The sequence below is a fragment of the Novosphingobium sp. B1 genome (assembly GCF_900176395.1).
GTDB lineage: Bacteria > Pseudomonadota > Alphaproteobacteria > Sphingomonadales > Sphingomonadaceae > Novosphingobium.
In genome coordinates, this window is record NZ_FWXL01000007.1 from 99,610 (window position 1) to 120,696 (window position 21,087).

Here is a 21,087-nt window from a genome sequence, read left to right on the forward strand (position 1 = left end):
AAAGTCCAATGCACAATCGGGAGGGGCAGCTTCGGCTGCCCCTCTTTTTTTGTGAGCCCCCATCGTCTAGCCCATTTGAATGACAGCCACCGCCATGACCGAAGCCGAAGCCGTCCAGCAGTTGCGCCGTTTCGTGGCCGCGCTCGAAGCCAATGATCGGCGGACCGCCAATGCCGCAGCCTTTGCACTGATTCAGGGCAAGCCACCGCTGGGGGAACGCTGGCAATCGATCGCTCGTGTCATGCAGACCAACGGCGAACTCAACGCTGCCAACCACGCCATGCAGGCTTGGGTAGAGCATCGCGGCGGAGCACCCGATGCAGCGTTTCAGCAGGCAGCGATGCTTGCGCAAACGGGCCATCTCGAAGCAGCCGCTGCGGTCATGCAGCGTGTGCCCGCCGATGTGCCTGACCGTGCCGGCAACCGCTATATCTGCGGCACTATCGCCGTGAACCTAGGCCGCGCGGACGAGGCTGAAGGCAATCTCCTCGCAGCCCTTAAGGCCAACCCCCGCCTCGGCCAGGCGATGCTCGCGCTTGCTGCTGCCCGCAAGCGTCTGGCCGGTGATCCTGTCGGCGATCGCATCCTTGCTGCCGCGCCGCTGATGCGGGTCGCTCCCAAGATTGAGCAGGCGCATTACCATTACGCCGCCGGACGCGTTCACTTCGACCGACGCGAGCCTGCCGATGCCTTTCGTAATTTCGCCGCAGGTGCTGCCATCGCCCGCAAGATCCGCGGCTTCGAACCTTCTGCCGATCGCCGTGAGGCCGAGGAATGCCGCGCAGGGTACGATCGCAGCGTCGTCGCCGACTTCAACGCACAAGTCAGCGTCGATACGAGCCAGCCGATCTTCGTCACCGGGTTGCCGCGCTCGGGCACGACATTGGTCGAACAGATCCTCGTCAGTCACTCGGCCGTCAGCGGCGGCGAGGAACTTGGCCGCATGGCGATCCTGCAGCGCGATCTCGGCGGTCTGTCGGCCAGCCATCTCGCAAACTGGCTGTCGCGAGGCGGACGGGCAGACGACCTCGCCCAAACCTATGTCCACCTCGGCCAGGAGCGGTTCGGCAAGACCGGACGCTTCGTCGACAAGGCCATCGGCACCAGCCGCCATGTCGGGCTGATCGCCGCCCTCCTGCCACAAGCCCCGATCATCTGGCTCCGCCGCGATCCGGTGGACTGCGCATGGTCCGCCTTCCGCACCTATTTCATCAGCGGACTCGATTGGTCATGGAAGCTGGAGGACATTGCCGATCACTTCGCCCTTGAGGACGCATTGTTCGAGCACTGGTCGCAAATGTTCCCCGATCGCATCCTGCCGGTCGATTACCAGCAGCTCGTGCAATCTCCGGACACCGAGATCCCGCGCATCCTTGCCCACTGCGGCCTCGCGCCCGAACAGCAGGTGTTCCGCCCGCACGAGACGAAGCGCGTTGTCTCGACCGCAAGTGTGATGCAGGTACGCGAGCCGATCAACACCGGCGCGATCGGCGCGGCAGACCCATACCGAGAATATCTCACGCCATTCATCGAGCGGTACGGGGCGCTTTCGCGCTAGGAAATAAAACGTGTCAGACCCTCGACGACGGTCTGTTCACGCCCTGCCGTCGCTCTGGGAAGGGAAGCCGCATAAAGACGCGCGCGCAACAAGGCAAGGCTTCAAGCGATAGCTGAAGTGCGCAGTGGTCGTCGATGGCCAGCGATAAGCCCGCTGGCGGCTCTTGTTCAGCCGCGGCGGAAGCGCTCGGGATGATGCAACACGTCGGCCGTATGATCGTATCCTTGCAAGGGAGCTGCGATCTTTGCCAGTTCGTCGAGCTGAAACGTCTGCTCGAACAGCAAGCCATAGCGCGGGTGGCTGCGCCAGCGCACCTTGGCGTAGATTGGCGGGAGCACGTCGGTCTCGATCCGGACCAGTTCGTTCATCAGCAGCCACTTGTCGCATTCTATGCAGGCGCCCTGCTGCGAAATGTCCTGGAATGCCACGCGCAGGGATTCACCGCCCGAATGAAGCAGCGCATCCAGGTGAATGCGCAGCCGCACCTGTCGCTTGGGAAATACGCCGTGGCTTTCGTCAAGCAGCCGTTCGATGTCGACGCCGTCACAGAACCGGTACCCGGCGTACTCGCCCTCGCTCCAGACCTGGTCGACAATGTAGCGATCGCCGTTGCTCATCTCGATTTGCACCGATGAGTGCGGCGGCAGAGGATTGAACAGGCGGATCTTGATGCCGCTGGCTGAGGCATCGCGAATCACGCACAGATATTCGCGCTTTCCATCCAGGATGAGCTTCGCGGCGCGGATCAGCAGGGTGAAGCGCGGCGCAGTGCGCTTGTCGGCGCCCTGTTCCGCATTTCCGACCTGCTTGTCGCCATGCCCGGACAAATACGATTCCCTTTATTGCTGCCTCCACGCACTCGTGGAACAGCCAATTTCGACATCGTAACTATACCGGGTGAAGTCCTACCGCGAAGTTACCGTTTCGCGCATTTAGACATTTTATTTCTTTCCGTGTTTTCAATGCGATAAGCATCACATTCTGGCGAACGTGCGCGGATGAGTTCACCCGGTTACAGGGCCTTGGCCTGTCATTTGACTTCCGCTCCAGGACCATTTCGCAATACTTGATCTGCAGGGATCGGCGTGGTGCGGACGGCGGGACTCGAACCCGCACGATCAAGGATCAAGGGATTTTAAGTCCCCGGCGTCTACCATTCCGCCACGTCCGCGCCTGTCATTGGCGTGCCTCGCCTGCCACAGCGCAAAAGGCGCGGCAACGCTCGTCACCACGCCCTTGCACGTTTTTGTCGAAATCTTGCCAATGCTTGTGTCGCGACCAGCCAACCTGCAGCCGGCCGGTCCCCGTCACGAGACACCCTTGCGGACAGCCGCAAAAGGCCAGCTGTAGAAGTCCTATGCCTGATCAGGTCGCCATGCGACGTGAAATCCAGAGCCTGAGGACCCTGTCAGTCGGCGTTCAGCCTCAGCCGCATTTCCTTGCCGGCCTTGAAATAGGGAACGCGCTTGCTGGGCACTTCTACAGATTCACCGGTGCGAGGATTGCGACCCTTGCGCGGTTCACGCTCGCGCGTGGAAAAAGCACCAAAGCCCCGCAGTTCTACCCGCCCGCCTTCGGCCAGACGCTTGCCGATTTCATCGAAGAACACGTCAACGACGCGTTCGATCTCCTCGCTGCGCATACCAGGGCTCTCCTGGGCGAGCGCCTGCAGCAGCTCCGATCTGATCATTTGTTCCCTCCGCCAGGCACCGCTTCGATGCCCCCCGTTATTGACGATCCCGGCATTCGAACCCCCGTACGAACACACGCATTGATCCTGCCACGGCAAATCGACCATGACAATCGTTTCATATAGCCGCTACAGCCCAAAAAAGGACCAATTCAGGCGGTTTCCGAGAGATCCGAGAGTTTGAGGCCAAGCAGCCGCATTCGCGCGGCAATTTCTGGCCATTCCTCGCGAAGAAACGATTCGCGCTCGCGCTCACGCAGGCGGGCAATCGCCCCCGCCGCCACGAACATGCCGACGCCACGCTGCACGATCACCAGCCCTTCGTCCTGGAACTGCTGGTAAGCCTTGGCGACGGTCAGGGGATTGGCGCCCTGGTCGGCCGCAAAAGACCTTACCGATGGCAACATCGTACCTTCAGGATGCTGTCCGTCGAGGATCGCGGCAGCGATGGCATCGCGCAGGCGGAGATAGACAGGGCGGCCAGCATTGCTCACGGGTGATCTATTACCATAATACAGTCATATTCACAACGCATCTTGCGAAAAGTGCCCAATGGTCGGGCGGCAGTGCGGACTGGTTGCGGATGAAAATAGTTTCTTGCCAACTTGCCTCGTGGCACTAGAGCGCAAGACTTGCGAATGCGCGGGAGAGGCGCCTTCGATCCTTGCAACAACAGACGAGACAGCTCGCCAGCATGGCCCAAGAAACCCCCAGCAGCCCCCACACCATGCCACCTGCCGATGCCGGTGAATGGTTCGGCCATCCCGCGCAACTGAAGCGCCTGTTCACCACCGAGATGTGGGAACGCTTCGGCTATTACGGCATGCGGGCCATTCTCACGCTCTATCTCGCCAAGCATTTCCTGTTCAATGATACGACCAGCACCGGGATCTACGGGGGCTTCACCGCGCTGGTCTATCTGACGCCACTGATCGGCGGGCTCATTGCGGACCGCTATCTCGGCTCGAAGCGCTCGGTGAAGTTCGGCGCCATCCTGATGGCCCTTGGTTACTTCATGCTCTGCTTTGGCGGCGAGGCAGCCAAGCCCTACGCCACGATCGAAGGCCAGCGCTACGAAGTTACGGTCACCGAGCAGGGCGGAAGCGAAGTCCGGTCGGTCGAAATGGCGGGGCAGCGGCTCGAGATCGTCGGCAATGACGACAAGTCGGTCTCGCTGAAGACTGCAGATGGCGGCGAGGCCAAGCGCATTGCACCTGGCGCCTTCCAGTCCGATGGTGAACGGTCGCAGTTCCATATCGCCATCCTGCTGATCGGCCTTTCGCTGGTCACGGTCGGCAACGGTTTCTTCAAGCCGAACATTTCGACGATTGTCGGCTCACTCTATGCCGATGGCGATCGGCGGCGCGATGCGGGCTTCACCATCTTCTACATGGGGATCAACCTCGGCTCACTGATCTCGCAGTTCTTCTGTCCGATCCTGGCCGAATCTGTCGGCTGGTGGGCCGGCTTCGGCCTTGCCGCCATCGGCATGACCTTCTCGTGGCTGCTGTTCCAGTTCGATGGCGGCAGGCTCGATGGCTATGGCGAGCGTCCTGCCGGTGCCGATCCGCGCAAGGACTGGCTGATCTATGGCGCCGCGCTGGTCTGCGTGCCGCTGTTCTTCTTCCTGTTCACCAATCTCATGGCCTATGTCGCCCCCGAGGCCGGCGAAGGACTTCTCGGCTATTTCCTCGGCCTGCCGATCATGGGCAAGCTGATGTTCGGCACCTTCCTGCTTGCCGTCCCCGGGATCCTCATCTGGGCGCTCGCAGCCGGCAACCGCGTCGAATTCCAGATGATGGTCGCGGCAATGGTGCTGATCGTCTTCAACACGGTGTTCTGGACCCTTTTCGAACAGGCGGGGTCATCGCTGACCCTTTTTGCCGAACGCAATACCCAGCTCGAGATCGGGTGGACGCGTTCGCTCTTCGCGATGTTCAACTCAGCGCCGGCCAGCTACTACGTTTTCTTCGCAGTGCTCCTGGGTGGCCTCGGCTGGCTCCTCGCCTGGTTCTTCGGCAATGGTGAAGCGCCGGCAGCGAAGCGCAGGATGGGCCTCGGCTTCGCCGCTGTCATGATCGCGGGCTTCCTCGGCATGGTCTACGCACGGTCGCAGGGCTTCGGCACCGACGAGGTCTATGTCATGCCGGCAGGCCAGACGCAGATCTTCAATGCACTGTTCATCGTCACGCTCGCACCGTTGTTCAGCGTGATGTGGAACGCCATGGCCCGTCGCGGCATCGAACCCTCAATCCCGGTCAAGTTCGCGATCGCGCTGATGGGCGTGGGCGGCGGATTCCTCCTGCTGGTCTGGGGGGCGCAGTTTGCCGACGCCCAGTTCAAGGTCGGGCTGGTCTGGCTGGCGGGCCTCTACCTCATCCATTCGATGGCCGAACTGTGCATTTCGCCTGTGGGCCTCTCGATGATCACCAAGCTCTCGATGGCCCGCATCGTCGGGATGATGATGGGCGTGTGGTTCCTGTCGATCGCAGTGGCGCAGTATGTCGCCGGCATGGTCGCGCAGGTCGCCAGCGTCGAGACCGTCGGCGGCCAAGTCACCAATCTCAAGGTCAGCCTCGATACCTACGTCGGCGTCTTTACCACCATCGGGTGGGTTTCGGTCTGCATCGGTGCACTGCTACTGGTGGTCGCCATTCCGCTGCGCAAGCTGATGCACGGCGTCACGTAATCAGACGAGCTAGATTGACCCAAATCGGATGTTCATTCGTTTGGTTCATGATTAATAAGATGAAAAGGAAGAGCGCAATCAATGCGCGAACGGCCTCGCATGGGAGAATTGATGGACGCGTCTGTTGGAAATCTGCTTGTCGCAGCAGTGTTTTTCGTGTCGTCGCATTTCATCATGTCCGGCCCCTTGCGCAAACCGCTCAGGTCCGCGCTGGGGGAGCAGAGTTTCCTCTTGGCCTATTCACTGGTTTCGCTGCTGGCACTCACCTGGTTGATCGTCGCGTTTGATCGTGCAGAGCCGGGCCTGCCGCTCTATGATGGCACGGCGATAGTCCCATGGCTGGCCGCCAGCGTTCTGACGCTCGTTGCCATGACGCTGCTCCTGCCTTCCTTTGCCAGAAACCCTGCCCTCCCCGGGCGCAAGGAGGCAGGCCTGGGCACGGTCATTCCGTCAGGGGTGTTCACGGTCACCCGTCACCCCATGATGTGGGGCTTCGCGCTGTGGGCCATTGCCCACATGATCGCCGCGCCAACCTTGCCGGTCGCCATCATGATGACGAGCATCATCGTCCTGGCTCTGGTAGGGTCGCACTTGCAGGATAAGCGCAAGCTTGCGGGAAACACCCGCGAATTCGGTCCCTGGCAGCGCCGCACCAGCTTCTGGCCGCGCCTTGGCAAGCTCATGGAAATGCGCCTGTCATGGCTTGTCGCGCTGCTCGTGTGGTTCATCGCAACCTGGGCGCATTACCACTTCTTCGGCATTCCCGCCGGCATCTGGATGTGGATCGGATAAGCCCAGACCGGCAATCCGCACGGTTTATCATTCAGCCACCATGACAAGCGCCGCTGGCTGACAGCGGCGCGGACCGTCAGGCCCGCGCTTCGCTCACTCCGGCCGAATTGTGCCGCAAGGCCTTCAGCACCGTGTCCACGATGTGCGGAGCATTCAGGCCGGCAGTATCGTACTGCTTGTCGGGTGCGTCATGGTCCTGAAACAGGTCGGGCAACCGCATGGTGCGGATCTTGAGGCCGCCGTCGGTCAGCCCCTCGTCGCTCGCCATCGTCAGCACGTGGGCGCCAAGCCCGCCGATTGCGCCTTCCTCGATGGTCACGACCACCTCGTGCGTCGCCATCAGCTGACGAATGAGATCGGTGTCGAGCGGCTTGGCAAATCGCAGGTCGGCCACCGTGGTCGATAGCCCCTTCGCCTCAAGCTGGTCTGCCGCCTTCAGCGCTTCTGCCAGGCGCGTGCCGAGCGAGAGCAGCGCCACCTTCGAGCCCGAGCGCACGATGCGCCCCTTGCCGATTTCCAGCAGCTCAGGCTCGGCCGGCATCTCCACGCCCGTGCCATTGCCGCGCGGATAGCGGAAGGCAATCGGGCCGCTGTCGTGCTTTGCAGCGGTATAGGTCATGTGGACCAGTTCCGCCTCGTCGGCCGCGGCCATCACAACCATGTTGGGCAAGGTGGCAAGATAGGTGATGTCGAACGAGCCTGCGTGCGTGGCGCCATCGGCGCCGACCAGCCCGGCGCGGTCGATCGCGAAGCGCACCGGCAGGTTCTGGATCGCCACGTCGTGCACGACCTGGTCGAAGGCGCGCTGCAGGAACGTCGAATAGATCGCGCAGAACGGCCGCATGCCTTCTGCGGCAAGGCCCGCCGCGAAGGTGACGGCGTGCTGTTCGGCAATGCCGACGTCGAAGGTGCGGCCGGGATGGGCCTTGGCGAACTTGTCCACGCCGGTGCCGCCGGGCATGGCGGCGGTGATCGCGCAGATCGTCGGGTCGGTTTCGGCCAGCTTGGCCAGCGTCTCGCCGAACACGTTCTGATAGGCCGGGGCACCGGGCTTGGCCTTGACCTGCTCGCCCGTCACCACGTCGAACTTCTGCACGCCGTGGTACTTGTCCGCCGCGGCTTCCGCCGGGGCATAGCCCTTGCCCTTCTGCGTCACCACATGGACCAGGCACGGCCCCTCGGCCGCATCGCGCACGTTCTCGAGCACCGGGATCAGCTGGTCGATGTTATGACCGTCCAGCGGGCCTACGTAGTAGAAGCCCAGTTCCTCGAAAAGCGTACCACCCATGGCCATGCCGCGGGCAAATTCGTCGGTCTTGCGTGCAGCGGTGTGCAGCGGGCGTGGCAGGCGCCGCGAAAGCTTGCGCGCGATCTCGCGCAGGCCAAGGAACTGGCGCGAGGATACCAGCCGGGCGAGATAGGCCGAAAGCCCCCCCACCGGCGGCGCGATCGACATGTCGTTGTCGTTGAGAATGACGACCAGCCGGTTGCCCGCAGCCTCGGCATTGTTCATCGCCTCGTAGGCCATGCCGGCGCTCATCGCGCCATCGCCGATCACCGCGATGCCCTTGCCCGGTCGTCCGGCAAGCTGGTTCGCCACGGCAAAGCCCAGCGCGGCCGAGATCGACGTGCTCGAATGCGCGGTGCCGAACGGATCGTACTCGCTCTCGCTGCGCTTGGTGAAGCCCGAAAGCCCGCCGCCCTGCCGCAGCGTGCGGATGCGGTCGCGCCGGCCGGTGATGATCTTGTGCGGATAGGCCTGGTGGCCCACGTCCCACACCAGCTTGTCCTGCGGCGTGTTGAACACATAGTGGATCGCCACAGTCAGTTCGACCACGCCGAGGCCCGAGCCGAGATGACCGCCGGTGGTGCCCACCGCAGATATCATTTCGGCGCGAAGTTCGTCCGAAAGCTGGCGAAGCTGCGAAGGCGCAAGCTTGCGAAGATCGTCTGGAGTCTTGACCGTGTCGAGCAGCGGCGTTGCCGGTTCTGAATTCATCCCTCCGCCCTTACACCGATGCTTTGGCGCTGTCGAACAGGATCATGTTGCCGAAGCCTTCCCCATGATCGGTGCGTTTCGCAGCGCCAGCATTATCGAAGACGCGATCAGCGCGATCGCAGCCATGACGAACGCATATCCTGGCGCCGCCAGATCCCCGGTCTGCGCCATGTACCGTGTCAGCAGCACCGGCGTCAGCCCGAAGGTCAGCGCGACCACCACGCCATAGCCGATACCGACCAGCCCGGCGCGATGGCGCTTTGGTGCGATCTCGACAAAGGCGGCATAGGCCACTGCTGCCGAAACCGTGGCCATGAGGAGCAGCAAGGCCGCTGCCAGCGCCAGGGTGCCAAGCGTTCCCCCGGCGATGCCCCAGCGGAACAGCGGCAAAGAAACCGCCGCCGCCAGCACCGCCATGGCAAGGTTCACCTTATGCCGGCCGATCCGGTCGCCCAGCCAGCCTCCCCCCAGCAGCCCGACGATCTGCGTCGCCGCCGCCGCCATCTGGAGCAGATAGCCGTTGGTCACCGGGATCTTGAGGAAGGTGACGGCATAGACGAACAGGAAATCTCCGGTCGCCCCCGCCAGCAGGAAGCCGAACACGCCCAGCAGCGCGGCAAGATAGGCCGGCACGTCGAGTTGCGTCACCACGTTCGGCCCGCGCTCGGGCAAGTGCAATGTCTCGTCCAGCCGCCGCCGCAGGATGAACGCGAGCGGCACGATCCCGGCCCCTATGCCAAAGGCAATGCGCCAGCCGAAAGCATCAAGCTGTTCTGGGCTGAGCATGCTCGCCAGCACCAGCCCCACCATGCCGCTTGCGAGCACGCCGATGCGCATCGCCACCAGTTGCAGCGCCACCAGCATTCCGCGCCGCTTGGGCGGCGCGCTTTCGGCCAGAAACGCCGTCGTCGGGCCGACATCGCCCCCGGCAGCCAGCCCTTGCAGCAGGCGGAACAGCACGACCAGCACCGGCGCCCAGACTCCGATACTGGCGTAGCTTGGCGTCAGGGCCAGACCGATCGCGCTCACGCCCATCAGCGCGAAGGTTGCCAGCATGGTCGGCCGCCGCCCCACCTTGTCGCCCAGCAGGCCGAACAGGATGGCGCCCAGCGGCCTTGCACCGAAACCAGCGCCTGCCGTCATCAGCGTGAGCAGCAGCGTGCTGCCGGGCGCGCCTGCCGGGAACATCACGCGCGACACGTTCACAGCAAAGAAACTGAAGCTCAGAAAGTCGTAGAATTCCAGCGCGTTGCCGGAAATGACCGCCACAAACTGCTTGCGCGTCGGCATATGCCTAGTCTGCTCAGCCAGATCGTCCATGCCCTTTCCCCCAATCAGGCAGCATCGCAGCTTTGGCTAATCGCCGCTGGCACACTCGGCGCAATGGCCGCGGATTTCAACGACGGGCCGCACTTCGGCAAAGCCAGCCGCCTGCGCCGCCAGCCGCAATGCGCCGGTCAGCTTGTCGTCATCGTTGTGGACGGCCTTGCCGCACAGATCGCAGATCAGGAAGATGCAGTCGTGGCGGCATCCGGGATGCGTGTTCGCGACATAGGCGTTGGCGCTCTCGACCCTGCGGGCAAGGTTGGTGCGCACGAACAGGTCGAGGATACGATAGACCGAATTGGCCGCGACCCGCTTTCCGCGCCGCGCACCCACGCTTTCGGCAACGTCATATGCCGAAACCGGCCGGTCGCGCCCGGCCAGCGCCTCGAACACATCGGCGCGCATGTCGGTCCATTGCTCGCCCGATGCCACAAGCGCATCACGCGCTGCCTCGATCAGCCTGTCGCCTGCGAAATCGTGATGATGGTGCCCGGACATTCGCCCTAGATAGGCACGACCCGCCTCTCGCGCAAATCAGTTCCGCGTGAAGCCTGCCTTGTAGAGATCGGGGAACATCCGCTTGAGGTTCGCCACCTTCGGGGCGTCCCACCGCTTGATATAGCCATGATCCGGATTGTTGGCGGCAAAGTCCTGATGATAGCCTTCCGCCGGGTAGAATGCCTTGTAGGGTTCGATCGTGGTGACGATCGGCTGCTTCCACAGGCCAGACTTCTTCAACTGGCCGAGATAGGCCGCAGCAACCCGTGCCTGCTCCGCATTCATCGGCACCAGCGCGTTGCGATACTGCGTGCCGTGGTCCGGCCCCTGGTAGTTGAGCTGCGTGGGATCGGCACCCACGGCGAAGAACACCCGCAACAACTGGTCATAACGGATCTGCGCCGGATCGTAGGTCACGCGAACAGATTCGGCATGGCCGGTGCGCCCGTTGCCGACCACATCATAGATCGCGGTGCCTTTTGCCCCGCCGTGATAGCCCGAAACGACGCTGCTCACGCCCTTGAGATGGCTGAACACCGCCTCGATGCCCCAGAAGCAGCCCCCGGCGAAAACAGCGGTCTTCTTGCCCGCGGATTCATTGGCCTGCACTGCGGCAGCCGGCGTTGCGACAGCACCTTCGGCAAGGGCTGGTTGCTGGCACGATGCAGTGAAGATGCCTGCTGCCAGAACTGCGGAAAGAATGGCGCGGCGCATGTCAGCGCGCTCCCTCTTGCGAGACAGCGTCGGTATCGGGCGTCGCGAATGCGGTGGTCCCGGCCGAAAGGCCCATGACCGCCGCCCCCATCAGGAAGCCGAAGGCCAGCGAACGAAAGAAATCAGGCTTGAACAGGCCCATGGTCTTTGCGCTTTCAACGATTCTTGTGTCGAGGACGCACTTGCCTCGATCTGGATTAATGTTGGGTGACGCCGTGCACAGGCCGCCGTTCAGGACATGGAACGATCTGCGAACCGTTCCTTGCGTGCGACGAATGGTTAGGAGCGCAACTGCACCCAGACCGGTGCATGGTCACTGGCCTTCTCCCGGCCGCGATATTCCTTGTCGACGCCAGCCGCCACCAGCCGATCGGCCAGTTCCGGGGAGAGCAAGGCGTGGTCGATGCGGAAACCATGATCGCGCTGCCAGGCCCCGGCCTGATAATCCCAGAAGGTCCACACCCCGCCTTGCGGATTGAGCGTGTCGATCGCATCGGTCCACCCGTCGTTGAGCAGGCGGCGATAGGCATCGCGCGATTCGGGCTGCATCAGCGCGTCGCTGGCCATCGCCCTGACCGAGAAGGTGTCCTTGTCCTCGGGGATCACGTTGTAATCGCCGATCACCACGGCCGGCACGTCTTCCGCGGTGATCTCGGCCATGCGTTTACGCAGCCGTTCCATCCAGCGCAGCTTGTAGTCGAACTTCGGTCCCGGCTGCGGATTGCCGTTGGGCAGGTAGATGCACACCACGCGAATGCCGAACACGTCGGCTTCCAGATAGCGCGAATGCTCGTCCTCGGGCTCGCCCGCCAGTCCGCGCTGCACCTCGACCGGCGCCTGCCCATCGGCCAGGATCGCCACACCGTTGAAGCCCTTCTGGCCATGCCAGATCGCGTGATAGCCGATCTTCTCGAACTCGGCCGCCGGGAAGCCCTCGTCCTGCGTCTTGATCTCCTGAAGGCAGGCGACCGAGGGCCGTGTTTCCTCCAGCCATTCGAGCAGGCGCGGCAGGCGGGCCTTGATCCCGTTGATATTGAAGCTGGCGACCTTGATGGGATCGGCGCTCATGCTCTTATCCTTCGTTTTTCATTGGGAGCGTAGCGACGAAGCAGATGGTCAGATCGCGAACGATGCGCCGCAGCCGCAGCCCGAAGCCGCCTGCGGATTGCTGACCCGGAACGCCGCGCCACCCAGCGATTCGACATATTCCACCACGCTGCCATCCAGCAGGCCAAGGCTCACCTCGTCGACCACCAGACGCACGCCATCGGTCTCGGCAATCAGGTCGCCCTCTTCCGGTGCTTCAGCCAGGCCGAACTTGTACTGGAAGCCCGAACAGCCGCCGCCTTCCACCGAAAGCCGCAGGATCGCGGGCTTGCCCTGCTTTTGCGCAATAGTGGCAACGCGGGCGGCAGCGCTCGGGGCGAGAGTGACCTGTGTTTCGCTCATGTCCGCAAGATAGGAGGCAGAGGGCGAAACCTCAACCTGATCCGCTCAACGGTTCCGCTCGTCCTCCAGGCGGTCCTCGATCGATTCGTCGTGGCCGGTCCCGCTTGAAAGGAACACCAGCCCCATCAGTGCCGCCATCAGCATGATCGTCAGCCACACGCCCAGCGCGCTGGCGATGAACAGGTGGATCGAGACGAAGCCAAGCAGCCAGTAGAGCACTGCCAGCACCACAGCGACCGTCACGGTGCTGAACCACGCCATGCCCTTCATGATCCGGCGATAGCGCGCCCAGGCAAAGCTGGCATTCTCGGGATCGTCGAGGGGAGAGTAACCGGCCATGATCAAGTCCTTTGACGGGCGAAGATGGTGCGCGCAACGGCTTTGACAATGGCCACCAAGCTGGCATGATCCTTACGGGAGATCAGGCGGCCTACCAAGACGCCCGAAGGCGCAGTCGGCCGCATCACGAAGGAGGATGCCATGACGATTGCGCAAGTCATTCAGGGACGCGGTGAAGTCTGGAGCGTGTCCGCCGACGCGCAGGTGTCGGACGCGGTCGACATGCTCGCCCAACACCGCATCGGGGCCCTTCCGGTCAGTGATGGCGGCAGCGGCGTCGCTGGCATCTTTTCCGAACGTGACATGATGCGCTGCCTGCACAAGCATGGCGAGGCGGCCCTGCACATGAAGGTGCGCGACATGATGACCGCACCGGTCGTCACTGTCACCCCGCAGACCTCGGTGATGGAGGCCCTCGCGCTGATGACGCAGCGCCGTTTCCGCCACCTGCCGGTGGTCGAGGGCGGGCACATGGTCGCCTTCGTCTCGATCGGCGACCTCGTGAAGCACCGGCTCGACAAGATCGAAGCCGAGGCCGACGCCATGCGGGTCTATATCCAGCAAGCCTGAACCCGCTCGAAATCACACGAAGCTCAGGCACAGGTCGGGGGCAGGTCCGGCATAGGTCGGGGGTAGGTCACCCCACGCTCCCGCACGTTTTCGCGCAGGTGGCGGTCAGCGGTTGCCCATTTCACGTGAAACACTCTAGGCTGGCGTCAAAACCCAGGGGATAGACCATGCACCTCACCCGCCGCTCGCTCCTTGCCGGAGCAGCCGCCGCGACTGCCTCGCTTTCGATAACGATCCGCGCGCAGGTCCTCCCCCCTTCCGGCTTCGCCACGCCCTCGGGCACCTATCCCTTCAGCGCCGATGTCTACCGCGAACGCCGCGCGAAGCTGATGGCGACGCTCAAGGATGGCGTGGCGGTGATCCACGGTGCCGAGCGGGACCGCACCAGCGGGCCGGTCAGTCCGCCGTTCTACCAGTCGGGCGATTTCGCCTGGCTCACCGGCATCGTCGATGAACCCGGCGCGGTGCTGGTGCTGGCCCCAGCGGAGCGGACCTACAGGGAATTTCTGCTGCTGCCCTCGCGCGATGTCGAGACCGAGCGCTGGGACGTGGAGCGCCTGCCTCTGGGCTCGCTGATCGAGCAGCGCACCGGAATTCAGCGGGTGCGGCGCACCTCGGGGCTCGATGCGCTGGTGACCCAGCTTGCCGCCCGCAGCCGGACACTGCACTTCATGGGTCCGATCACCAGCGCCTCGTCGCCGGTGCCGCCGGCAATGGAACTCTATGGTCGGGTTATGGCCCATGTTCCGGGCTGCACGATGAAGGACCAGAGCGCGCTTCTGCCGGCGTTGCGCACGGTCAAGGAACCGCGCGAACTGGAGCTGATGCGCAAGGCGCTGGCCGCAACGCAGGCCGGGCATCTTGCCGCGATGAAGGCGGTGCGCCCCGGTATGACCGAACGCCAGTTGACCGCCGTTCTGGAAGACGGCTTCCGCCAGGGCGGAGGCGAAGGGCTGTCCTACGATTCCATCGTGGCGACAGGCCGCAACGCCGCATCCTTGCACTACGCCCATGGCAACGCGGCAATCGGCGCGCAGGATCTCGTGCTGATCGATGCGGCGGCGAGCGTCGGGACTTACGCCTGCGACATCACCCGCACCTTCCCGGCCTCGGGCAAGTTCACGGCCCAGCAGCGGGCGGACTACGAACTGGTCATGGCCGCGCAGGACGCTGCGGCCCGGCTCCTGAAGCCGGGCGTCATCCACGAGGACATGACCGAAGCGGTCTATGCCCTGTTCCGCAAGGCCGGGCGGATCGACGAGTTCACCCATGGCCTCGGCCATTTCGTGGGCCTCGATGTCCATGATGCCGGCGATTATGCCAAGCCCATCCCGGCGGGCGCGGTCATCACAATCGAGCCGGGGCTCTACAATCAGCAGATGAACCAGGGCATCCGCATCGAGGATCTCTATCTCGTCACGCCCACCGGTTGCGAGCGGCTGAGCACGGGAATTCCGCGCACGGTAGCGGAAATCGAAAGCTACATGGGGCGCTGATACTCCTGCCTCTTGGGGCGCAACTCATGCGGGCGGGGATAAAATTCCCCGCCTCGCTTGTTTCAAGCGATCATGGCCGCCACATTCTCCTTCATGGCCCAGCGCATTTCTGCCCAGCCTCGGAAGCGAGCCGATACCGGCGTGGTCAAGGCAGTGCTCGGCCCTACCAACACCGGCAAGACCCATCTCGCGATCGAGCGGCTCTGCGCGCATTCCTCTGGCGCGATCGGCTTTCCCCTGCGGTTGCTGGCGCGCGAGGTCTATGACCGGGTCTGTGCGATCAAGGGCGCCGAAAACGTGGCCCTGATCACGGGCGAGGAAAGGATCGAGCCCAAGGGCGCGCGCTGGCACCTGTGCACCGTCGAGGCCATGCCATCACGCCCCGATCTTGCCTTTGTCGCGCTCGACGAAGCGCAGCTATCCGCCGATCCCGAGCGCGGCCATGTCTTCACCGACCGCCTGCTGCACACCCGTGGGCGCGAGGAAACCATGCTGCTCGGCTCCTCCACGCTGGAGCCAATGATCAAGGCGCTGGTGCCCGAGGCTGAAGTGGTGACCCGCCCGCGTTTTTCGACGCTTACCCATGTCGGCGCCAAGAAGCTTTCGCGCATTCCGCCGCGCAGCGCGATCGTCGCGTTCAGTGCCGAGCAGGTCTATGTCATGGCCGAGATGCTGCGGCGCTTCCGTGGCGGCGCAGCTGTGGTCATGGGCGCACTTTCGCCGCAGACGCGCAACGCCCAGGTCGCGATGTACCAGGCCGGCGAGGTCGATTATCTCGTTGCCACCGATGCTGTCGGCATGGGCCTCAACCTTGATGTGCATCACGTGGCTTTCGCAGGTCTTTCCAAGTTCGACGGCTATCGCCAGCGGCGACTGACGACCGCCGAGATGGCGCAGATCGCCGGTCGGGCCGGACGGCACCAGCGCGACGGCACGTTCGGAACGCTGGCAGGTTCAGGGAACGGCGCAAACCCCGAGTTTGCCGATGAGGAAATATACGCGATCGAGGAGCACCGCTTCCCGCCCCTCACGCGCCTGTTCTGGCGCGAGGCGGAGCCGCGGTTCGACAGTATCGCAACGCTGATCGAGGATCTCGAAAGCCCTCCGCCCCGCCCCGAACTGGCCTCGCCGCCACAGGCCATCGACCTGGCGGTGCTGAAGCGGCTGGCGGACGATCCCGACACCGCCGGCAGCGTGCGCGGCGCGAAATCGGTGAAGCGCTTCTGGGATGTCTGTCGCCTGCCCGATTTCCGCTCGCAGGGCGAGGAAACCCACAGCCGTTTTGTCGCCCGCCTGTGGCAGGACTTGCGCCATGGCTATCTCGGCGCGGACTATGTTGCGCAGGCGATTGCGCAACTCGACAATCCTTCAGGCGATATCGACACATTGCAGGCGCGCGTGGCGGCGATCCGCTCGTGGGCCTACATCGCCCAGCGCCCCGACTGGGTGCTGGCAAAGGAGGAAATGTCGGCCCGCGCCCGTGCTGTCGAGGCGCGACTGTCGGACGCGCTGCACGCGCGGCTGACCGAACGCTTCGTCAATCGCCGCACGGCCGTGCTGATGCGCAAGGCGGGCGGCGATGCTTCCTTGCTGCCGGTCCGGCTTTCGGATGAAGGCGCAGTCCTCGTCGATGACGAACCCATCGGCCATCTCGAAGGCTTCCGTTTCGTCGTGGACCCGCTGACGCGCGCCCAGGATCGCCGCCTGCTGCTGGCCGCAGCCGAGCGCCATCTGCCCGGCTTGCTGGGCGATCGTGCGAAGGCCCTGATCGAAGCGAGCCGCAATCCGCAGGGCATTGCCTTCGAGGATGCCGCGCTGGTCTGGCAGGACACCGTCGTTGCCAGACTTGAGCGCGGGCGGACGATGCTGGCCCCTCGCCTCAAGGCCGATCCCGCGCTTGACCGGCTTTCGGCCAATGACAAGGCAGCCGTCGTCGCATCGCTCGAGGAGTGGCTGCGAGATCAGCACGGTCGGCAGCTCAAGCCTCTGATCGCGTTGGACGCAGCGAGCCGTGATCCGGCATCCGGCCCGGAATTGCGGGCCCTGCTGCTGCATCTCGTCGAAGCCGGCGGGGTGCTCCCGCGCGAGGTTTCGGGCCTCGACCGGCTCGATGCCGCGCAGCGCCAGCGTCTCAAGAAGCTGGGCGTGCGGATCGGCGCGCTCGACCTGTTCGTGCCCGCGATCTTGCGGCCGGGCGCGATGCAGGCCTGGCACCGGCTGGCGCGGCTGTGGGGCAAGCCCGCCCCCTTGCCGCCCGAAACGATGCAGCCGGTTGTCCACGCCAAGACTGCCCCGGCCGGTTACCGCCGCCTGGGCAACGAAACCCTGCGCGTCGATCTGGCTGAAAAGCTGCTTCATGCCGCTCATGCCACCCGGATGGGCACGAAAGCGAAGCGCGTCTTCCTTGATCCTGCCATCGCCCGATCAATGAACCTTTCGACTGCAGCCTACGCCGCGCTGCTGCGGGCTGCGGGCTTTCGCGTGCACATGGGACGCAGCCTGCCCGAAAAGGCATACGGCCCGCCACATCCGCCGTTGTGGGACTGGCGCCCGACCCGTCGCCCCACAGCTGCCACCGAACATCAGACACCTGCGCTGCCATCCACCGGGGCCTTTGCCGCCCTGGCAGACCTGGTGGCGCGATAGAGAGGGGAGAACGCCTGCTTGCGGATCGACAAGTTCCTCTGGTTCGCCCGGTTTGCCGGCAGTCGCAGCCTTGCGCAGGACTGGGTTTCGGCCGGCCACATCCGGCTGAACGGGCGACGAATCGAACGCTGCAGCGCAGGGATCAAGCTGGGCGATGTGCTGGTCCTGCCGATGCGCAGCCGCGTTACCGTGATCGAGGTTCTTGCCCTTCCCGCCCGCCGCGGGCCCGCGCCGGAAGCGCAGACCTGCTATCGCGTGCTGGAAATACCTGACCATTCGTCGCCGGGCCAGTCCGCGGCCTGAAGCCCCGCTTGACGGGGCGGCCCAAACGCCTCTAGCACGGCCTCAAACGAAGACCTGAGGGATTTGATTGCCATGACCTATGTCGTCACCGACGCCTGTATCCGTTGCAAGTTCATGGACTGCGTCGAAGTGTGCCCCGTGGACTGTTTCTACGAAGGCGAGAACATGCTGGTGATCAACCCCAGCGAGTGCATCGACTGCGGCGTGTGCGAACCGGAATGCCCGGCCGAGGCGATTCTGCCCGATACCGAATCCGGCCTTGAACAGTGGCTCGAGCTCAACGCCAAGTATTCAGCCGAATGGCCCAACATCACCGCCAAGAAGGATGCTCCGGCCGACGCGGACGAGCACAAGGGCGAAGACGGAAAGTTCGACAAGTACTTCTCGGCTGAACCCGGCGAGGGCGACTGATCCCGCTGATTTTGCAGGTTCGGCAGCACATGCCGGGCCTGCATCGCCCCGTACCGGCCCGCGCGGCGTGAAGCGTCTGCGATCTCCGCAATGGAGCTCGCAAACGATTTCCGCTGCGCTGCGGTGCGTTCAGGGGTGGTAATTTTATTGCCGAAGTGTTATATACCCGCCGGAGCGCTGGTGGGTTCATGCCTGTCCAGCGTCTTTTCACCACGAAAAACGGCAGGACGAGAACAGCAACCGGATCGCAAGCCTCGCATGACCGTCGATCCGGCGGGCTCATGCCCTTTTCCCTCAAGGCTTCGCTGATTTCCGTTTGCCGGTCCTGCCCGCGTCGAAAGGATTACCAATGGCAGGTAAGGCTCTCGCCTTCGATGTTGGGGACTACGTCGTTTATCCGAAGCATGGTGTCGGCCGGGTGGTCGAACTGCAGGACGAAGAAATTGCCGGCATGAAGCTGCAGCTTTACGTGCTGCGCTTTGAAAAGGAACGGATGACCCTTCGCGTTCCCGTCAACAAGGTCGAAGCAATCGGCATGCGCAAGCTGTCCTCGGACAAGACGCTGCGTGAAGCGCTCGATACGCTCAAGGGCAAGCCCAAGGTCAAGCGCACGATGTGGTCGCGCCGGGCCCAGGAATACGAAGCGAAGATCAACTCGGGCGATCTCGTATCGATCGCCGAAGTGACGCGCGACCTGTTCCGCGCCGACGACCAGCCGGAGCAGTCCTATTCGGAACGCCAGATCTTCGAAGCGGCTTCCTCGCGCCTCGCCCGCGAACTCGCGGCAATGGAAAAGACCGACGAGCCGGCCGCACTCAAGAAGATCCTTGCGATCCTCAACGAACACGCGCCCAAGTACTACGAAACGGCCTGATCCGCTTCGCGCACTGGTGCATGACAAGAGGCCCCCGGGAAACCGGGGGCCTTTTTCATGGGCAAGATCCGGGCGGACGCATCGTCCGCCCGGCGCAGTGATCACAAACGCTTGCGGAAGATGACCTTGTCATCGCCATCCGCATAATAGTCGCGGATCATCGCCTCTACATTGTAGCCAAGCCTGGCATAGAACGCCCGTGTCCGGGCAAATTCGTCCTTGCCCGAAGTTTCGACCAGGAGAATGCGGGTCGCGGCTGCCGCAAGATCACTTTCGATACGCGCCATCAGTGCGGTGCCGAGTCCCCTGCCCTGTGCCGCGGGATCGACCGCGATCAGCAGCAGGTTGCAGGTACCTTCGGTCAGTGGCTCGGGCGCATGGTAGGCCACCGCCCTCACCTCGTCTTGCTCCAGCACCAGCCAGCGCTGATCCCCTTGAGGGTCGGCGAAGTAGGGTGCTGTCATGTCGTCCAGCATTTCGGCTGGAAACATGTCGGTCTGCTCGACGATCTGCGCAACGGCGCGAAGATCGGCCTTGTGCAGCGGTCTGATCGATGAATCTGGCATAGTTGAGTCCTGAATTTCTCGGGATGCGTCAGAAGCTCTCCGCCGGACCGGGTCCAGGGAGGCGATGATCTGGGCTGACCGTCACAGGTCAGCGGATTGACGCAGTTGTAACCAAAAAATCTCCGGAACTGCTCGTGAGAGCCGGCCAAGCGTAAGCCGGACGGCTGTCCATGCCAAGCCTGCTCCTGTTGCCCGACGAACCCGCAACCCGCTCCCACGAACGACTTGGCGTTCCATGCCTTACCGTGTTACGTCAGCAACACAGTTAGGAGTGAGCTCGTCATGCTTCAGAACATCATTCGCGCTCTGGCCGGAGTGGCAGCCATCGGCCTGGCCACTGCACTCGGGGGATGCGATGCGTCCAATATCTCGTTCAATGGCAAGAAGGGCGTGCCATTGAACGAGCTTGACCTGAACGGCCCCGCGCCCTCCGTCATTGCCTTGCTCGGCCCGGACAACGTGCGCGTCACGCGGGGTGACAAGCTGGCGATCACCGTCGATGGCGAAGGGGCCGACAAGCTGCGTTTCGCCCTGTCCGAGGGCCAGCTTGGTATCGCGCGCGATGACTGGAAGCTGGGCCAGTCGGCCAACCCGGCCACTGTCAACGTCACGCTGCCGGTGCTGAGCGAGGTGGTGCTCGCCGGATCCGGAAACCTCACGGCCGACCAGATGGCCGGGCAGGAAGCCAAGATCGTCGTGGCAGGATCGGGCACGGTCGAGGCCCGGTCGATCGACACCCAAAAGCTGAAGGTCGATGTCGTCGGTTCGGGCAAGCTGCGCGCCGCCGGCAAGACACGCGAGATGAAGATGACCGTCGCAGGAAGTGGCGATGCCGAAATGGACGGGCTTAACGTCGACGAGGCAAAGGTCGACGTGGCGGGGTCGGGCAACGCGCGCTTTGCCTCGAACGGCAATGTGAAGGCCAGCATCATGGGTTCGGGCGAGGTTCGCGTATTCGGACGCGCAACCTGCAAGGTCAGCGCCATGGGTTCGGGCAAGCTGGTGTGCGAGAACGGGGTGACCCCGGCCAGCAATGCCAGCGAGGACGCAAGCGAACAGTAAGCTCCGCAAAATGCGACGACCTGCGCTGGACTCACCCGATCCGGCGCAGGTCTTTCTTGCCAAGGCGTTCGACTGATGGGATTTTCCGTGCCGAGGGAGAATTTC

Annotated in this window: 22 protein-coding genes and 1 tRNA gene; 10 read left to right on the top strand and 13 right to left on the bottom strand. The window is 63.6% G+C overall.

The features are described 5' to 3' along the window. Positions 1-79 precede the first annotated feature (79 nt). Entirely contained in the window at positions 80-1,558 is a 1,479-nt protein-coding gene (locus B9A23_RS13835; protein WP_084279673.1) for a tetratricopeptide repeat-containing sulfotransferase family protein, read from the top strand. A 167-nt stretch (positions 1,559-1,725) separates the two neighbouring features. Here the strand turns inward: B9A23_RS13835 and B9A23_RS13840 are convergent, their stop codons facing one another. From B9A23_RS13840 to B9A23_RS13855, 4 genes are all read right to left on the bottom strand, one after another. Then, on the bottom strand, positions 1,726-2,385 hold the full coding sequence (locus B9A23_RS13840; protein WP_084279674.1) for a PilZ domain-containing protein: 660 nt from the start codon (positions 2,383-2,385) through the stop codon (positions 1,726-1,728). A 259-nt stretch (positions 2,386-2,644) separates the two neighbouring features. Further along, positions 2,645-2,729: transfer RNA gene (locus B9A23_RS13845), tRNA-Leu, on the bottom strand. 237 nt (positions 2,730-2,966) lie between these two features. Continuing rightward, positions 2,967-3,248, bottom strand: coding sequence for an integration host factor subunit beta (locus tag B9A23_RS13850; RefSeq protein ID WP_084279675.1), 282 nt, complete (start codon positions 3,246-3,248; stop codon positions 2,967-2,969). Positions 3,249-3,400: 152 nt separating this feature from the next. Continuing rightward, positions 3,401-3,742: a GntR family transcriptional regulator gene (locus B9A23_RS13855; protein ID WP_084279676.1), complete on the bottom strand. Its 342-nt coding sequence runs from the start codon at positions 3,740-3,742 to the stop codon at positions 3,401-3,403. A gap of 200 nt (positions 3,743-3,942) precedes the next feature. On the opposite strand from B9A23_RS13855, the gene B9A23_RS22295 reads away from it, so the two are divergent. Then, a complete protein-coding gene (locus tag B9A23_RS22295) occupies positions 3,943-5,937 on the top strand; it encodes a peptide MFS transporter (protein ID WP_084279677.1) in 1,995 nt (664 codons plus the stop codon). Between the two features lie 111 nt (positions 5,938-6,048). Then, a complete protein-coding gene (locus tag B9A23_RS13865) occupies positions 6,049-6,729 on the top strand; it encodes an NnrU family protein (RefSeq protein ID WP_176217996.1) in 681 nt (226 codons plus the stop codon). A 76-nt stretch (positions 6,730-6,805) separates the two neighbouring features. Here the strand turns inward: B9A23_RS13865 and dxs are convergent, their stop codons facing one another. The 8 genes from dxs to B9A23_RS13900 form a co-directional block, all read right to left on the bottom strand. Further along, a complete protein-coding gene (dxs, locus tag B9A23_RS13870) occupies positions 6,806-8,728 on the bottom strand; it encodes a 1-deoxy-D-xylulose-5-phosphate synthase (protein ID WP_084279679.1) in 1,923 nt (640 codons plus the stop codon). Between the two features lie 42 nt (positions 8,729-8,770). After that, entirely contained in the window at positions 8,771-10,048 is a 1,278-nt protein-coding gene (locus B9A23_RS13875) for an MFS transporter (protein WP_084279680.1), read from the bottom strand. A gap of 36 nt (positions 10,049-10,084) precedes the next feature. Further along, entirely contained in the window at positions 10,085-10,552 is a 468-nt protein-coding gene (locus tag B9A23_RS13880) for a Fur family transcriptional regulator (protein WP_084279681.1), read from the bottom strand. A gap of 36 nt (positions 10,553-10,588) precedes the next feature. Beyond that, on the bottom strand, positions 10,589-11,266 hold the full coding sequence (gene msrA, locus B9A23_RS13885) for a peptide-methionine (S)-S-oxide reductase MsrA (protein ID WP_084279682.1): 678 nt from the start codon (positions 11,264-11,266) through the stop codon (positions 10,589-10,591). A 1-nt stretch (position 11,267) separates the two neighbouring features. Beyond that, a complete protein-coding gene (locus tag B9A23_RS22840) occupies positions 11,268-11,408 on the bottom strand; it encodes a hypothetical protein (RefSeq protein WP_176217997.1) in 141 nt (46 codons plus the stop codon). Positions 11,409-11,545: 137 nt separating this feature from the next. Further along, positions 11,546-12,334, bottom strand: a complete 789-nt coding sequence (gene xth, locus B9A23_RS13890; protein WP_084279683.1) for an exodeoxyribonuclease III — start codon at positions 12,332-12,334, stop codon at positions 11,546-11,548. Positions 12,335-12,382: 48 nt separating this feature from the next. Further along, on the bottom strand, positions 12,383-12,715 hold the full coding sequence (locus B9A23_RS13895; RefSeq protein WP_084279684.1) for a HesB/IscA family protein: 333 nt from the start codon (positions 12,713-12,715) through the stop codon (positions 12,383-12,385). Positions 12,716-12,760: 45 nt separating this feature from the next. Then, a complete protein-coding gene (locus B9A23_RS13900; RefSeq protein ID WP_084279685.1) occupies positions 12,761-13,054 on the bottom strand; it encodes a hypothetical protein in 294 nt (97 codons plus the stop codon). A 141-nt stretch (positions 13,055-13,195) separates the two neighbouring features. Here B9A23_RS13900 and B9A23_RS13905 point away from each other — a divergent pair, with 141 nt between their 5' ends. From B9A23_RS13905 to B9A23_RS13930, 6 genes are all read left to right on the top strand, one after another. Further along, positions 13,196-13,624 (top strand): CBS domain-containing protein, encoded by a 429-nt coding sequence (locus tag B9A23_RS13905; RefSeq protein WP_084279686.1) that lies wholly within the window; start codon positions 13,196-13,198, stop codon positions 13,622-13,624. A gap of 167 nt (positions 13,625-13,791) precedes the next feature. Further along, positions 13,792-15,120 carry an aminopeptidase P family protein gene (locus B9A23_RS13910; RefSeq protein ID WP_084279687.1) on the top strand — a complete coding sequence of 443 codons (1,329 nt, stop codon included), beginning with the start codon at positions 13,792-13,794 and terminating at the stop codon, positions 15,118-15,120. Between the two features lie 93 nt (positions 15,121-15,213). Then, positions 15,214-17,766, top strand: a complete 2,553-nt coding sequence (locus B9A23_RS13915; RefSeq protein WP_254895130.1) for a helicase-related protein — start codon at positions 15,214-15,216, stop codon at positions 17,764-17,766. Between the two features lie 18 nt (positions 17,767-17,784). Beyond that, entirely contained in the window at positions 17,785-18,069 is a 285-nt protein-coding gene (locus tag B9A23_RS13920) for an RNA-binding S4 domain-containing protein (protein WP_084279689.1), read from the top strand. 72 nt (positions 18,070-18,141) lie between these two features. Next, positions 18,142-18,480 carry a ferredoxin FdxA gene (fdxA, locus tag B9A23_RS13925; RefSeq protein ID WP_084279690.1) on the top strand — a complete coding sequence of 113 codons (339 nt, stop codon included), beginning with the start codon at positions 18,142-18,144 and terminating at the stop codon, positions 18,478-18,480. Between the two features lie 349 nt (positions 18,481-18,829). Beyond that, entirely contained in the window at positions 18,830-19,354 is a 525-nt protein-coding gene (locus B9A23_RS13930; protein ID WP_011443787.1) for a CarD family transcriptional regulator, read from the top strand. 101 nt (positions 19,355-19,455) lie between these two features. On the opposite strand, the gene B9A23_RS13935 is transcribed toward B9A23_RS13930, so the two are convergent. Next, positions 19,456-19,920: a GNAT family N-acetyltransferase gene (locus tag B9A23_RS13935; RefSeq protein ID WP_084279691.1), complete on the bottom strand. Its 465-nt coding sequence runs from the start codon at positions 19,918-19,920 to the stop codon at positions 19,456-19,458. A gap of 282 nt (positions 19,921-20,202) precedes the next feature. On the opposite strand from B9A23_RS13935, the gene B9A23_RS13940 reads away from it, so the two are divergent. Beyond that, a complete protein-coding gene (locus B9A23_RS13940; RefSeq protein WP_084279692.1) occupies positions 20,203-20,982 on the top strand; it encodes a head GIN domain-containing protein in 780 nt (259 codons plus the stop codon). Positions 20,983-21,087: the final 105 nt, after the last annotated feature.